Annotated in this window: 14 protein-coding genes and 2 pseudogenes; 13 read left to right on the top strand and 3 right to left on the bottom strand. The window is 44.5% G+C overall.

From position 1 onward, the window contains the following. Nucleotides 1-7: 7 nt before the first annotated feature. The 6 genes and pseudogenes from myaer_RS18730 to myaer_RS22570 form a co-directional block, all read left to right on the top strand. Nucleotides 8-472 carry a PAM68 family protein gene (locus myaer_RS18730; RefSeq protein ID WP_046663192.1) on the top strand — a complete coding sequence of 155 codons (465 nt, stop codon included), beginning with the start codon at nt 8-10 and terminating at the stop codon, nt 470-472. 58 nt (nt 473-530) lie between these two features. Continuing rightward, a complete protein-coding gene (gene aroF / locus myaer_RS18725; protein ID WP_002739223.1) occupies nt 531-1,586 on the top strand; it encodes a 3-deoxy-7-phosphoheptulonate synthase in 1,056 nt (351 codons plus the stop codon). A gap of 64 nt (nt 1,587-1,650) precedes the next feature. Beyond that, complete coding sequence (locus tag myaer_RS18720) at nt 1,651-2,304, top strand: Uma2 family endonuclease (RefSeq protein WP_046663191.1); 654 nt, start codon at nt 1,651-1,653, stop codon at nt 2,302-2,304. 7 nt (nt 2,305-2,311) lie between these two features. Further along, nucleotides 2,312-2,989 carry a Uma2 family endonuclease gene (locus myaer_RS18715; protein WP_046663190.1) on the top strand — a complete coding sequence of 226 codons (678 nt, stop codon included), beginning with the start codon at nt 2,312-2,314 and terminating at the stop codon, nt 2,987-2,989. A gap of 319 nt (nt 2,990-3,308) precedes the next feature. Beyond that, entirely contained in the window at nt 3,309-4,736 is a 1,428-nt protein-coding gene (locus myaer_RS18710; RefSeq protein WP_046663189.1) for an SUMF1/EgtB/PvdO family nonheme iron enzyme, read from the top strand. 159 nt (nt 4,737-4,895) lie between these two features. After that, nucleotides 4,896-5,012, top strand: a pseudogene (locus myaer_RS22570) (Uma2 family endonuclease); the annotation flags it as partial. 22 nt (nt 5,013-5,034) lie between these two features. On the opposite strand, the gene aspS reads toward myaer_RS22570, so the two are convergent. Next, nucleotides 5,035-6,822, bottom strand: a complete 1,788-nt coding sequence (aspS, locus tag myaer_RS18700) for an aspartate--tRNA ligase (RefSeq protein WP_046663187.1) — start codon at nt 6,820-6,822, stop codon at nt 5,035-5,037. 202 nt (nt 6,823-7,024) lie between these two features. Here aspS and myaer_RS22565 point away from each other — a divergent pair. The 4 genes and pseudogenes from myaer_RS22565 to myaer_RS18680 form a co-directional block, all read left to right on the top strand. After that, nucleotides 7,025-7,168 (top strand): annotated as a pseudogene (locus myaer_RS22565) (RNA-guided endonuclease TnpB family protein); the annotation flags it as partial. A 37-nt stretch (nt 7,169-7,205) separates the two neighbouring features. Further along, a complete protein-coding gene (locus tag myaer_RS18690; protein ID WP_046663186.1) occupies nt 7,206-7,988 on the top strand; it encodes an aldolase/citrate lyase family protein in 783 nt (260 codons plus the stop codon). 133 nt (nt 7,989-8,121) lie between these two features. Further along, on the top strand, nt 8,122-8,202 hold the full coding sequence (locus tag myaer_RS22740) for a DUF2281 domain-containing protein (protein WP_071821284.1): 81 nt from the start codon (nt 8,122-8,124) through the stop codon (nt 8,200-8,202). A 66-nt stretch (nt 8,203-8,268) separates the two neighbouring features. Next, a complete protein-coding gene (locus myaer_RS18680) occupies nt 8,269-8,844 on the top strand; it encodes a Uma2 family endonuclease (protein ID WP_002783255.1) in 576 nt (191 codons plus the stop codon). Nucleotides 8,845-9,790: 946 nt separating this feature from the next. On the opposite strand, the gene myaer_RS18670 is transcribed toward myaer_RS18680, so the two are convergent. Then, nucleotides 9,791-10,618 (bottom strand): DUF3598 family protein, encoded by an 828-nt coding sequence (locus myaer_RS18670; protein WP_046663846.1) that lies wholly within the window; start codon nt 10,616-10,618, stop codon nt 9,791-9,793. A gap of 37 nt (nt 10,619-10,655) precedes the next feature. Here myaer_RS18670 and panD point away from each other — a divergent pair, with 37 nt between their 5' ends. Both panD and myaer_RS18660 read left to right on the top strand, forming a co-directional pair. Continuing rightward, complete coding sequence (gene panD / locus myaer_RS18665; protein WP_008201414.1) at nt 10,656-11,075, top strand: aspartate 1-decarboxylase; 420 nt, start codon at nt 10,656-10,658, stop codon at nt 11,073-11,075. 74 nt (nt 11,076-11,149) lie between these two features. Next, a complete protein-coding gene (locus myaer_RS18660) occupies nt 11,150-12,337 on the top strand; it encodes a TRC40/GET3/ArsA family transport-energizing ATPase (protein WP_046663184.1) in 1,188 nt (395 codons plus the stop codon). A 457-nt stretch (nt 12,338-12,794) separates the two neighbouring features. On the opposite strand, the gene myaer_RS18650 is transcribed toward myaer_RS18660, so the two are convergent. Further along, entirely contained in the window at nt 12,795-13,541 is a 747-nt protein-coding gene (locus myaer_RS18650; protein WP_046663183.1) for a cobalt-precorrin-6A reductase, read from the bottom strand. A 570-nt stretch (nt 13,542-14,111) separates the two neighbouring features. Here myaer_RS18650 and myaer_RS18640 point away from each other — a divergent pair. Then, entirely contained in the window at nt 14,112-14,792 is a 681-nt protein-coding gene (locus myaer_RS18640; protein WP_046663182.1) for a choice-of-anchor R domain-containing protein, read from the top strand. Nucleotides 14,793-15,107 lie beyond the last annotated feature (315 nt).

Genomic DNA, 15,107 nt, shown 5'->3' with positions numbered 1-15,107 from the left:
CCCTACCATGGCCTCTGAATCGAAATCGACGGAGAAAAAAGAACGTCTCCCCTTTGAGCCGCGCCAAAATAAGCGAAAAACCCCGAAAATTGCCCCTAGTCCCGTGCCACCGCCGCTAAAAAATCGCTCCGAGGAAGCCAGCTTAAAGGCAATTCCCCAAGTGGTCAGTCAACGGATGGCCAAACGCATGGCGGCATTTTGTGGCATTCCGACGGCATTGGGGATAACTTCCTTTTTTGGCTTCTACTGGATTATTAGCCACGATCTTCTCGAAATCCCTTCCTACGTCGCCATGCTCGTCAGTTTAAGCCTATTTGGTCTCGGTTTTATCGGTCTGAGTTATGGCATCTTCTCCGCTTCTTGGGACGAGGATCGGGTGGGGGATTGGCTAGGATGGCAAGAATTTCAAGCTAATTTTGGCAGAACGATCGCCGCTTGGCGGTCCGGCAAAAAAGAAGTGGAAGAAAAATAGATAACCTCTAGAAATCGTCAACAATAGAGATTAAAGAAAAAAATAAAGGGTTAATGCCATGATTATTGTCATGAAAGTTGGTTCCCCGGAAATTGAAATCGAGCGCGTCAGTGCCGAATTCGAGGCATGGGGATTAAGTCCTGAAAAAATCGTCGGTAAGCATAAAGTTGTCATCGGTTTAGTCGGAGAAACCAGGGAATTAGACCCCCTACAAATCCAAGAACTAAGCCCTTGGATCGAAACCGTCCTGCGAGTCGAACAACCCTTCAAACGCGCCTCTTTAGAATACCGTCACGGGGAATACAGCGAGGTTTTAGTCCCCACTCCTAACGGTGTTATCCCCATCGGCAGAAATCATACCGTTAGCATTGTCGCCGGCCCCTGTTCGGTGGAAAATGAGGCGATGATCGTGGAAACTGCCAAACGAGTGGCGGCAGCCGGAGCGCAATTCCTCCGCGGTGGTGCCTATAAACCCCGCACTTCTCCATACGCTTTCCAAGGTCACGGGGAAAGCGCTTTGGAATTACTAGCGGCGGCTAGAGATGCCAGTGGTCTGGGTATTATCACGGAAGTAATGGACGCGGCGGATCTCGATAAGATTGTCGAAATAGCCGACGTGGTGCAGGTGGGGGCCCGCAATATGCAGAATTTTTCCCTCCTGAAAAAAGTTGGGGCGCAACCGAAACCAGTCCTACTCAAGCGCGGCATGGCGGCCACTATTGAAGATTGGTTGATGGCGGCAGAATATATCCTCGCGGCAGGAAATAGCAATGTTATTCTCTGCGAACGCGGTATCCGCACCTTTGACAGTAAATATACTCGTAATACCCTAGATTTATCCTGTATTCCCGTTTTAAGAACTTTAACCCACCTGCCGATCATGATCGATCCTAGCCACGGTACGGGTAAATGGGAATATGTACCGACTATGGCCATGGCTTCCCTGGCAGCTGGGGCCGATTCCTTGATGATCGAAGTACATCCTAACCCAGCCAAGGCCCTATCCGATGGGCCGCAATCCTTGACTCCCGACAGGTTCGACCAGTTAACGCGGGAGTTAGCGGTCATTGGTAAGACGATCGGGCGTTGGCCCCAGGTTCCGGCATTGGTTTGATAAGATAATAAGGGGGTGAATCAACCCCCTTTTTTGGACATAAATTTCGCTTTTCGGGGCAGTTATGGTGACAGTTCCTCTGGAGTTAAATACTGAGCAAATTAGGGGCGAAAAACGGGTAGTTTTTAATCATCTCAGTTGGTTATCCTATCGGCAAATTTTACAGGCCCTAGGGGAAAATAATCGCGCCCATTTATTTTATGATCGTGGCACTTTAGAAATTACTATGCCCCTAGAAGAACACGAGTTTTATCGAGAATTAATTGGACGTTTTATCTATTTTTTGGTGTCCGAATTGGGTTTAAAAATTAAAAGTATGGGTTCCACAACTCTAGCTAGGGAAGATTTAGAACGGGGGGCAGAACCCGATAATGCTTACTATATTCAAAATCAAGCCAAAGTGCTAGGAAAAACAATTAATTTAACTGAAGATCCGCCCCCAGATTTAGTGGTGGAAGTGGATATTACCCACACGGATATTAATAAATTAGCACTTTATGCCCGTTTGGGAGTGCCGGAATTATGGCGTTTTAATGGAGAAATCTGGCGCATTTATCGGTTAGAAAAGGAAGGTTATCAGGAAGAAGAATTTAGTCCTACTTTTCCCCTAGTTCCGAAAACTAAACTCTATGAATTTTTAGCCACTGCTAAAGAGGATGAAGTGAGGGCAGAAAAGAATTTAAGAGCATGGGTTGTTAGTCAACTAGCTGAAAGTTGAGGTAATTATGGTGACAGTTCCTCTGGAGTTAAATACTGAGCAAATTAGGGGCGAAAAACGGGTAGTTTTTAATCATCTCAGTTGGTTATCCTATCGGCAAATTTTACAAGCCCTAGGGGAAAATAATCGCGCCCATTTATTTTATGATCGTGGCACTTTAGAAATTACTATGCCCCTAGAAGAACACGAGTTTTATCGAGAATTAATCGGATTATTTATTCGGATTTTGGTGGTAGAATTGGGTTTAAAAATTAAAAGTATGGGTTCCACAACTCTAGCTAGGGAAGATTTAGAACGAGGGGCAGAACCCGACAATGCTTACTATATTCAAAATCAAGCCAAAGTGCTAGGAAAAACAATTAATTTAACTGAAGATCCGCCCCCAGATTTAGTGGTGGAAGTGGATATTACCCACACGGATATTAATAAATTAGCACTTTATGCCCGTTTGGGAGTGCCGGAATTATGGCGTTTTAATGGAGAAATCTGGCGCATTTATCGGTTAGAAAAGGGAGTTTATCAGGAAGAAGAATTTAGTCCTACTTTTCCCCTAGTTCCGAAAACTAAACTCTATGAATTTTTAGCCACTGCTAAAGAGGATGAAGTGAGGGCAGAAAAGAATTTAAGAGCATGGGTTGTTAGTCAACTAGCTAAAAATAATGGTTCTTCCGAACTTACACTGTAGAAAATTCCTCAAGCTCCCTCTCTGCCAAGCAATGCTCTAAAGTTGATAAATATCAATCTAACAAAAACTCAAAGCCTTAGTATACAAGCTTTACAAGCACGAGTTGTTGATAGTTTTACATGACAGGTTCGGTAGAGCCAAAATAATTAACTAGGGTTTGCTGAAAAAGTTTGTTGGTGGGTTTAGGGGTTAGGAGCCGGTCGTCAGGAGTCAGGAGTCAGGAGAATTAAGAATGAGTAATAATCAATTAAATGGTTTATTTAGAGATTTTCTGCCAGTTAATCTGGCTCTCCCCTACTTGTGGTCATAAGAAAAAGTTATGAAAAAGTCAGAGATCCAAATTTTCTTGGCCCATGCCAGTGAGGACAAACCAGCAGTTTTGGCACTGCATGAGCGCCTTAAGCAAGCGGGATATAAACCTTGGTTGGATAAAAAAGACCTGATTCCGGGGCAAATTTGGCGAGATGAAATTCCGAAAGCGATTAAAGCTAGTCAGATTTTTCTCGCCTGTCTGTCAGCGAAATCGGCTAATAAACAGGGATACATCCAACGGGAGTTGAGGATTGCACTTGATACCTTGGCACAGATGCTACCGGGGACAATTTTTGTTATTCCCATGAGGTTAGAAGAATGCGAAATTCCTGATCTGCGACTTGCAGAAGTTAGCTTGAATCTGCGAGATATTCACTGGCTTGATTATTGGGAAGAAGACGGATTTGAGCAACTAGAAAGAGCAATTGGCTATCAGTTCAAGCTTGAACCGGAAGAGCCAAAACAACTGTTATCAGTATTTAACTTTGAGGTGGTGGGAGTAAATGCGAAGGGTGAGCAAATTAGAAAAGAGTCGAAACAGTCCCAATATTTCAGGGAAGATCTGGGCAAAGGCATCACCTTAGAAATGGTCGCCATTCCGGGGGGAACTTTCCTGATGGGAACAGAAGATGAGGAAATCGAAAGACTGGTTAAAAAATTTAATTGGGAAGGATTTAGAAGGGAAAGACCACAACATGAAGTAACTGTCCCACCCTTCTTTATGGGTAAATACCCCATCACCCAGGCCCAGTGGAAAGCGATCGCCTCTCGCACGGATTTAAAAGTTAAACAAGACCTTGATTTCAACCCAGCCTATTTTAAAGATCCCCCCAAACCCCCCTTAAAAAGGGGGGCTTCCGATTCCCCCCCTTTTGAAGGGGGGGCTAGGGGGGGATCGCCCACGCACTGGGATAGACCCGTGGAACAAGTCAACTGGTACGATGCCGTCGAGTTCTGCGCGAGATTATCTAAACTAACGGGAGGGGAATACCGACTTCCCAGTGAGGCGGAATGGGAGTACGCCTGTCGTGCTGGAACCACCACCCCGTTTTACTTTGGGGAAACCATTACGGGGGAATTGGCTAACTACAATGCCAGTAATACCTACGCCGATGAACCGAACGGAGAATATCGACAACAAACAACTCCCGTGGGACAATTTCCCCCAAACGCCTTTGGACTGTACGATATGCACGGCAATGTCCGGGAGTGGTGCGCCGATACTTGGCACGATAACTATGACGGTGCGCCGACGGATGGCAGTGTCTGGATAGAAAATGGTAATAATAATCGTTCTCCTCTGCGGGGCGGTTCCTGGGGCTACAATCCTACTTACTGCCGTTCCGCGATTCGCTACGACTACTACTTCCGCCGCGTCAACCGCATCAACAATTACGGTTTTCGGGTAGTCTGCGTTTTCGGGAGAACTCTCTAACCCTTTTGCCTTTTTCCCCTTTTACCCTCATTCCCTATTTTTTCTTTTTTCTTTTCTTTCCCGCCCTTAGGCGGGTCGATTTTGTAGGGGCGAACTCGACCCATTTGGTCGATTTTTGCTTAACAATTGTCAAGGATTGTTAAGATGCGCTTACCCTGCACTTTTCCCCTAGTTCCCAAAACTAAACTCTAGGAATTTTTAGCCACTGCTAAAGAGGATGAAGTCAGGGCAGAAAAGAATTTAAGAGCATGGTGTCAACAGACTTGCAAAAATTAGGTGGGCAATGCCCACCCTAATCTTAGGATGGCGGTTTGTAGGTAGAAGCAACGGATAATTCCTTTAATTGCTTCGCTGCCACTGTTGAAGGTGCAGAAGTGAGTAAACAACTAGCTTGCTGGGTTTTCGGGAAAGCAATCACATCGCGAATTGACTCTTCTCCCGCTAACAACATCACCAAGCGATCTAAACCGTAGGCGATGCCACCGTGGGGAGGGGTTCCGTATTCAAAAGCTTCTAACAAAAAGCCGAATTTATTATAGGCTTCCTCTGGGGATAGACCGATGGTAGCGAAGACTTTTTCCTGTACTTCCCGTTGATAGATCCGCAAACTGCCGCCACCGATTTCAATACCATTAAAAATCATATCGTAGGCTAGGGCGCGAGCCTGGGCTAGATCGTCTAAATCTTCGGGATTAGGGGCAGTAAAGGGATGATGCAATGCTTCTAGGCGTTTTTCCTCGGCGTTGTATTCAAACATCGGGAAATCCGTCACCCAGAGGAGGTTGATTTTCTCGGGATCAATTAATCCCAATTGTTCCCCTAAAACTAAGCGTAGGCGGGATAGGGATTTATTGACTGTATCGGTATCTCCCGCCCCAAATAAGAGCAGATGCCCCGGTTTTGCGCCAGTCTTCTCGATTAAAGCCTGTTTTTGTGCCTCTGTTAGGTTATCTTTAATCGCACCGATGGTATCAAAATCGTAGTCCTCGCGCACGCGGATGTAGGCAATTCCCTTCGCCCCCGCATCGGTGGCTTCTTTGAATAAATCCCCACCCGGTTTGATTCTGACGTTAGAAATCGCCTCGTTACCGTTGGGAATCGGTAAAACTTTCACCGTCCCACCACTAGCGATCGCACCTGAAAACACCTTAAATCCCGAATCGGCAAAAATCTCCGCCACATTGACCAATTCTAAGCCAAAACGGGTATCGGGGCGATCGACCCCATAGCGATCCATAGCCTCAGAATATGTTAAACGGGGCAGGGGCAGGCTTATATCGATATTTTTGACTTTTTTGAAGATATGAGCGATCAAAGCCTCATTTAGGGCTAAAATTTCGCTTAAGGAGAGAAAACTCATCTCCATATCCAACTGAGTAAATTCCGGTTGACGATCAGCGCGCAGATCTTCATCGCGGAAACAGCGGGCGATTTGATAGTAGCGATCCATTCCCGACACCATTAATAATTGCTTAAATAGTTGCGGTGATTGGGGTAAAGCGTACCATTGGCCCGGGCTGACCCTGGAAGGAACCAGATAATCCCGCGCCCCTTCGGGAGTCGATCGAGTTAAAATTGGCGTTTCCACTTCGATAAAATGCTGTTCATCTTCGAGAAAACGGCGCATTTCCTTGACAACTTGGTGACGTAGTTGTAAATTCTGACTCATACGCTCCCGGCGTAGGTCTAGATAGCGGTATCGCAAGCGCACATCTTCCCGGACTGATTCACTTTCGGAACTGGAGACGACAAAAGGCAGTTGTTTAGTAACCCCGTTGAGAATCTCGATGCTAGTGGCGTAAATTTCGATTTCTCCGGTGGCAATGCGCGGGTTAAGGGATTCGGGGGGCCGTTGACTGACTGTTCCCGTCACCTTGATAACATACTCGTTTCTGACGGTTTCAGCGATGGGATAGGAAGCGGGAGTTCGTTGGGGATCACTGACGATCTGGACAATACCACTGCGATCCCGTAGATCAATAAAAATAACGCCACCGTGATCGCGACGGCGATCGACCCAACCGAAGAGGGTGACACTTTTTTCAATTTCGATCGCGCTAAGGTCGCCACAGTAGTGAGTTCGCATAGTCTAACTAGAGAATTACTTATATTACGAATGTAGTATAGAAAGGATGTGGCCAGAAAAAAATCAGACGGCCTTGTTCATTATGCCGGTATTTTGTCGCTCTTGTCCCCTTGTTTAGGGTATTTTTATGGTTTCCTCGTCCTTAGCTATTAGCTTTTGGCAGATCGGCTATAATCAACAAGGCTCATCTAGCAGTTACCGAAAATTTGGGTTAAGTACCGTAGGGCATACGGTAACTTTCGGGCTAGATCCGATAAACGCTTGGGGAGAGAATACCTCTACTTTTTCAGAAGCGATTCTGTCTAAGCAAGTGATCTCGGTGAACCAAGAATCCCCACACCTTTAGGCAACGGGAGTGTCAACGATTGTGAACGATTAAAAACATGAATTGCTTAGAAAAAAAAATGGTGCAACTGTTAAGAGAACTCAGGGAAGATCACCATGTTTCAGGGGTAAAAGCGGAATTCGAGACGGAAGGAACCCGACTGACGGAAGCGATGCGGTTGAAAGAAATTAGTCTGAAAGCGGGGGTAGATTTTAATCTGAAAATCGCCGGTTGCGAAGCGATCAGAGATATCTTTGATGCGGTTAATTTAGGAGTTGATCGCTTAATTGCTCCCATGGTAGAAACAGCCTACGCTTTACAAAAATATCTGCGGGCAGCCAGGAGGGTTTTAGCTGACCAAGGGGTGGAAGATGTGGAGTTATTGGTTAATATCGAAACGATTACTGCCTGTGAGAATTTTCAGGAAATGTTGGCGATTCCAGAGATAAAATCTCTCCATGGTATCGTCATCGGACGGATGGATTTAGCCTGTTCTTTGGGATTAACCCGTCAGGATGTGAATAGCAAGCAAGTTTTGGATCTGGCTTTATCTTTGGCAAAAAAAGCTAAGGCTGCCGGTTTGACTGTTGCTATTGGGGGTGCGGTGTCACTAGATTCTTTACCGTTTTTCAAAATGTTCTGCCAAGGACATTTTGACCGCTTCGAGACGCGCAAAGTTATCTTTGATTGTCCCCAAGCTTTGGATAATTTTAGTTTGGCTTTACCCAAGGCGATCGAGTTTGAATTACTCTGGCTAGAGAATAAGAAAAATTATTATGGTGCTATTGTTCGTGAAGATGACCGGCGTTTAGAAATCCTCCATAATTTACTTTTTGGTTAAAGATATTGGACTGATTATGAATAAATTCTCTTAATTATTTTACAATGGTAACTAGGAAGCAATTTAACCCACTTTTGCGGTTTCTTTTTCTGAGGATTTAGATGATCCATAAATCTTACCAACAGTTTCGACAATGCCAGATTCTCTAAAGCACGAACTTCTGCACTATGCCAAGTATCTCATAGAAAACCACTCAAAAGAATATATGGAATGAACGTCTTTCTGTAACCATAAACTACTTTGATAATGGAAAACACCTCAAGAGCGGAGAAATCAATCAATGTTTACCACAATAGAAGATAAACAATCCCTTTCCCTCGAAGCATTTCTTGTCCTTCCAGAAACTAAGCCTGCTAGAGAATATTATCATGGAATTGTCACTCAAAAACCTATGCCCAAAGGAAAACACAGCATCTTACAATTTGAGTTAGCCTCTGCCATTAATCAACAGACTAAACCTCTAAAATTAGCTTATGCTCTACCTGAATTACGTTGTACTTTTGCAGAACGTTCAATTGTGCCAGATATTGCGGTGATTCGTTGGGAGAATTTGCCACGAGATCTAGATGGAGAAATGGCTGATAAATTTTTAAGTTATCCCGATTGGATTATTGAAATTATGTCTCCTGAACAATCTGTTACCTTAGTGATGGAAAAGATTATTTTCTGTTTACAACAAGGAACAGAATTAGGTTGGTTGATTGATCCTTCAGCAAAGTCAGTCACCGTTTTTCAAACAGGATTACCGAAAGTACATATTGCAACCGCAGGCAATAATCAGCCTTTAGCGGTGATTAAAGGATTAGAAAGTTGGCTAATATCAGCAGTGGATATTTTTGCTTGGCTAAAGGTTTAATTTGTTCTAAGTAGGTGGGTGGAATTAAATAAGTACCTAGAACTTAGGTTGGGTTGAAGCATGAAACCCAACGCCCGCATCGGTTACGCTACCGCTAACCCATCCTACAAATAATTGTGCCTCCCTACTTATCAGCATCGTTTGGTTTATCAGGTTCTTCTCCCCTCTCTCATACAGTCTTAACCAGTAATTTAGATAAGCTAAGACGCATTTAAAGCACTTATTCTTAAGATTAGCCGAATCTCCCCCAATCCTTTTACTGTTGCCTCTTGCCTCTTGCCTCGTCTCAACAAGCAATTTAAATGCTTAACAGCTTAGTTAACAGCTTACCCGCAGACTTTCCTCGCAGCACATCGGGTACATTTTGTCAAAAAAACTTTTTCGTTTTAACATAAGTACACATATTTTTGGCAAAAGATCTTTTTCGTCAAAGGAGCAATTAGCAAGTTTTTCCTGGGGACGAATTAGTAATCCTAGACTTAGCAAGGGTTTCAAGGCACAAGGCCTAAAAATGCACAAAGTAACCCAATTCTTAGATTTTAGCAGCGGGCTGTAACTATTGCAATCTCGTTGACAAATAGGAATTTTTCTCAATTATTTTTTAAGAAAAGTAAAGATTAAGGAATGTAAATTTAAATCTTCTCAAGTATATTGGGATTTTGATAAATTTTGCTTATATAAAGCAGCCCTTAGCATTCAGCTTCTGAGAGCAGTTATCGGCTCTCCCAGGTTTGCTGGGTAAAATGTATGCTAGGATACAGTCTTGCGGACGAGTGAGTGGAACGAACCACAGAGACACAAAGGACACAAAGATCGAGCGCTACTATATAAGTTAAACTTATCACACAAAAAATCCAGTTATAATTCATCTTTAGGAGAAACCCGATATTTTTCAGTGTAATTAGTGAATTTTCTTTTTATTATCAATCTAGCCGGGGGCTGACGGCTAATAGCTTTCTTTTTCCTCCGTCACCAGAGTAATACCTGTCCATTCTCCCTTATCATCATAAGAACGAATTAAGCGCTGTCTTTGAGTAGGAGAAAGTAACCAACCAGCCTCTAAAACAAAAGGATGACCGGCAGTAATTTTCAGAGGTGTATTACAGGAAGAACCATCGGGTAGCAGCAGGATTTGCACCGGCAGCGGACTATTTTCAAACAACAATCTTTGTCCCTCAATCCGAGCGCTAGAAGTAATTTGATTATCGCCAAAAGTCAAAGTTTGCGAGAGATAATTATCCCCCTGACGCTCGATCGATACATGGGTAGAATAGGCAGCAGAATTATAAAAATCCCGTCCCGTTGTCACCGCTTGTCCCCGCCATTGACCCAGTAATTGCTCCACCGTTAACATCGGTCTTTCTGGTGACTGAGAATCCACTAACTTTTCCCGAATTAAAGTCAAGCGATCGAACTCACAGCGTTCATTAAATAACTGTACCATTCTTAATCGTCTTTCTCCGGAGATTAACCCAAATTCTGCCCCGAATTGTGAGGAAAAACTACTAAAATATAAAGAACCTTGACAAAAAGCTCCCGTCTGGCTAAATAGAATACCCTGATGGAGAGAACTATACTCTAAAATCAAATCTTCTGGCGCTCGATCGCTGTAGAGACGGCGGACCAATTGACGAATCGAGCGATTATTATTAATGCCTTGCAAAGATACCAAAGTCGGGGTATCTTCGAGCAGATCGCCTTGGGGAGACAGACGGGTAAAAGAACCTTGCCATTGACCGAGATTTTTTAGTAAACATTCCCACTGGGAGAGCATAATAATTGAAGTAATTGGGGGAAATAGGACAAAATACATGGGAACAATTCGATTAATGCACGCCAAACTCCATCGAGTGCGCGTCAGCGAGGCTAACGTCGATTATGTCGGCAGTATCACTATCGATCAAGAATTGATCGAGCGGGTTGGTATTTTGCCCCTTGAAGAGGTAGATGTGGTCAATCTTAGCAATGGTAAGCGCTTTTCTACCTACGTTTTTCCCGGCCACACCGGGGAAATTTGCCCTAACGGTGGTGCAGCTCTGCTCTGTCAACCCGGAGATATTTTGATTATCTATGCCTACGAACAACGTCCGAGGCAAGAAGTTCTCGAAAAGGGTCATTTTGCCAAAGTTCTCGTCGCTGATGCCGAAAATCGCTGTCAGCAATTTTTTGAACAGAGCCTAATTCCCCGGGGTGATGGTCAGGGAGTGGAATTCTATAGCCAAGAATGCTGATTCTTGTCCTAAAATTTGTTAACTTTCCCGTCATAATAAGAATAAGTAATGTAAATTTTCTTAAATCAACCCCCATGCGTGTAATTCTCATGACCGGTAAAGGAGGCGTGGGTAAAACCTCCGTCGCCGCCGCTACAGGACTCCGCTGCGCCGAACTTGGCTATAAAACCCTAGTTCTCAGCACCGATCCCGCTCACTCTCTCGCTGACAGTTTCGATCTCGAATTAGGTCACGATCCTCGTTTGGTACGTCCCCATCTTTGGGGGGCAGAATTAGACGCACTAATGGAATTAGAAGGCAACTGGGGCGCGGTAAAACGTTATATCACCCAGGTATTGCAAGCTAGGGGTTTGGATGGAGTGCAAGCGGAAGAATTAGCGATTTTACCCGGGATGGATGAGATTTTCGGCTTAGTTCGCATGAAGCGCCACTACGATGAGGGTACTTATGATGTGTTGATTATCGATTCCGCACCCACGGGGACAGCTTTACGATTGCTGAGTTTGCCAGAAGTGGGCGGTTGGTACATGAGAAGATTTTACAAACCTTTACAGGGAATGTCGGTGGCATTGCGACCACTGGTGGAACCTTTATTTCGACCGATCGCCGGTTTTTCCCTGCCGGACAAGGAAGTTATGGATGCTCCCTACGAGTTTTATGAGCAGATCGAGGCTTTAGAAAAGGTTTTGACCGATAATACTCAAACCTCGGTACGTTTGGTGACAAACCCCGAAAAAATGGTGATTAAGGAGTCTTTACGCGCCCATGCCTATCTAAGTCTCTATAATGTTTCCACCGATTTGATTATTGCTAATCGGATTATTCCCGACAAAGTAACCGATCCTTTCTTTGCTCGTTGGAAAGAAAATCAACAGGGTTATAAACAGGAAATTTACGATAATTTTCATCCCTTACCGGTTAAGGAAGTTCCTCTCTACTCGGAAGAAATGTGTGGTTTACCCGCTTTGGAAAGACTGAAAGAAACTCTTTTTGCTGGGGAAGATCCGACTAAGGTTTATTACCAAGAAAACACCATTCGGGTAGTTCAACAGGAAAATAATTACAGTTTGGAGTTATATTTACCCGGCATACCGAAGGAACAAATACAGCTAAATAAAACTGGAGACGAGTTAAATATTCGCATCGGTAATCACCGTCGTAATTTAGTCTTACCCCAAGCTTTGGCAGCCCTGAAACCTTCCGGAGCAAAAATGGAAGATGATTACCTGAAAATCTCTTTTAGCAACGTGGTGAAAGTGTGATTTTCCTAGATTGGGTGGGAAGCTTTTCAGTGTTGCCAAAGGCACGGCGTAGCCGTCCAGTGATCAGTAATCAGTAATCAGTGAACTGAAAAATAACATCTGATAACGAAGGCAGGAGGAGGAATAAATAATCAGTCTTTAATAACCGGATTTGGTATAACATCTGATAACTGATAAGTAGGTAGGCGTTAAAAATTATCAGACACCCCCCTTATCAAGGGTAGGGTTGATTCATGAATCAACCCTACCTTATCAAGGAGGGCAGGGGGGATCGAACCTAAAATCCATTTTTAATTTAATTATAACCAGCTACTTAAGCTGTACTGAATTTAAACTGCGTAGGGAAAATTTTAGTACAAATGCTCAAAAATCCTCTCCCTGCTCCCTGCTCCGATGCAGTCTTAACGAGTAATTTAGATAGGGTTTGCTGATGATTTTCCCAGAAAAATCAAGAGAGTCATATTTTTTCTAACCATGCCAGGACACTTTCAACATCTGCCACTTTTTCTCCTTCAGGTACGGGTGGACGTTGTACCATGACCACGGTTATTCCCAACTCTCTGGCGGCGATAATTTTGGCGTAAGTGGCATCACCGCCGCTATTTTTACTCACGATCGCCCCAATCTTATATTCTTGTAAAAGAGAGCGCTCTGACTGCAAGGAAAAAGGCCCCCGTTCCAACAATAATTTTCCAACCGGTACGATGGCATCTGCTTCTGGAGGGTCAATCATCCGCATCAAAAACCAGATATTTTTTAGATGTGCATAACTTGCCAGTTCTTGCCGACCAATAGTGAGAAATATCCGCGGTGCTAACCCCGATAAAATATTCGCTGCCGCTTGATTGTTTTCTACTTCAATCCAATTATCTCCAGATACTTTTTCCCAAGCTGGACGACTTAACATTAATCGAGGAATACCACAATCCGAGGCGGCTTGAGCGGCATTAAAGGAAATTTGCGCCGCAAAGGGATGGGTGGCATCAATTAAACAATCAATGCTTTCTTGGCGCAGATAATTGGCTAACCCGGCGGCACCACCAAACCCCCCCCGGCGAGAAGGAGTTGTGAAAGTAATCGGTTCTCTCGTGCGACCGGCAAAGGAAGCGATGGCATCTATACCCGGAATTGCCGCAATTTTAGCCGCTAATGCCGCCGCTTCCCCCGTTCCCCCTAAAATCAGCACTCTTTTATTTTTAGTCATCCAGATAATTGCCAAAAGGTTAACTAATTTTCCATCTTCTCACCGGCTCTCTTGGGTGGGTAAAGGAAGGAACCACAAAGACACAAAGAACACAAAGAAAGATCGCTCCCATATAAGTTAAACTTATCACACAAAGAGGCAGACATCCTACTCCCCTCTCCCACCCCCGACCCCCCCGATGTCGGCGGGGCAGGGGGGTGAGGGCAATTAAGGGACTTGCGCTTTGATAATGTACCTTTTGGGCGAACGCAGTTCGCCCCTACATTGTGGACAAAATCCGTTACTGTAGGGGCGCAAAGCTTGCGCCCTCCGATAGATTGGGATATTATTCCCACGCAAGTCCCTAATCGGTCTTTAATAACCAGATTTAGTATTACTAGGGTTTTTATCATCTACCTATCTTAAAAACTTGACATTTCTACACTAAATTCTATATTCTGCGGACGAGGCCGTACAACCTAGCGAGTTAATCTGCGCTAAGTTACTACAAACCTTTTTTCCGAGCAGATGCTCAGAAGATAGATCATCAATCAAGAACAATTTCAACCTTCTTAACCTTAAATTGGAAAAATGACCAAAAATCAGCAAATTCTGGCAAAAATCGGGGGGGGGGGGGTTAGCCTTGCTCTCCTTCTTTCCCTAGGTTTAGGACAACAAGCTTCTGCTGTCACCCTCGTTGAGAACTTATCTCAAGGAACTGAGGACACAGGTTATACAGAGCTTGGTTATTGGGAAGGAGCAAGCTTTACCACTGGCAGTGGCAGTTATAACCTTAATTCTGCTACTCTTTTGTTCCAAGAAAACACCGCCGATCCCAACTTGTTTCTTCGTATCTATAGCAACAGCAGTGGAACCCCCGGCACTCAGCTAACCAGTTTTACTAACCCGGCTTCCATTACCACCTCTCTCGCCAATAACACCTTTACCCTGGCTACTCCGTACACATTAGCCGCTAATACCACTTACTGGTTAGTCAGTGGTATTTCAAGTGGTACTGGGTCTTATCTTTGGGGGTATACCTCATCTGCCGCTCAAACAGGACTCCCTGGCTGGACGATTGGTGATGGTTACGTTGAGAGTAAGGATCAAGGGGGAAGTTGGATTTCTCGGCCTACTTCTGGCCCTTACCAATTTAGCCTTGAGGGAACAGAGAACGCTCCACCCACTAGCGTCCCCGAACCGGGTTCCGTGGTTGCCTTGTTAGGATTGGGAGGATTAGGGTTAGCTTCTAGCCTGAAGAAACGGAAATAGGAACAGTAGGGTGGGGGCGACTCGATTCTCTTGTCTCGTGCCAAGGTTCCACCTGGCAATGGGAAAAGTCAGCGTCTCCCTCCCTTCCCTGATAGGTTACACAAGAGCTAGAACCTCTGGAAACGAGGTAATCGAGAAAAAGTCTTTCTCTACTGCTCACCACAAGGGAGAGAGCCAAGAATTGAAAAAAATGGTTTCTAAGTAGGTGGACACAATTAATTACATAAGTGGCTGGTTATAATTAAATTGAAGATAGATTTTGGGTTCGATCCCCCCTGCCCCCCTTGATAAGGGGGGTGCCGGTAGACGGGGGGA

The sequence above is a fragment of the Microcystis aeruginosa NIES-2549 genome (genome assembly GCF_000981785.2).
Classification (GTDB): Bacteria; Cyanobacteriota; Cyanobacteriia; order Cyanobacteriales; family Microcystaceae; genus Microcystis; species Microcystis aeruginosa_C.
Note: the sequence above shows the minus strand (reverse complement) of the source record. Positions and strands in the feature narration are given on the sequence as shown.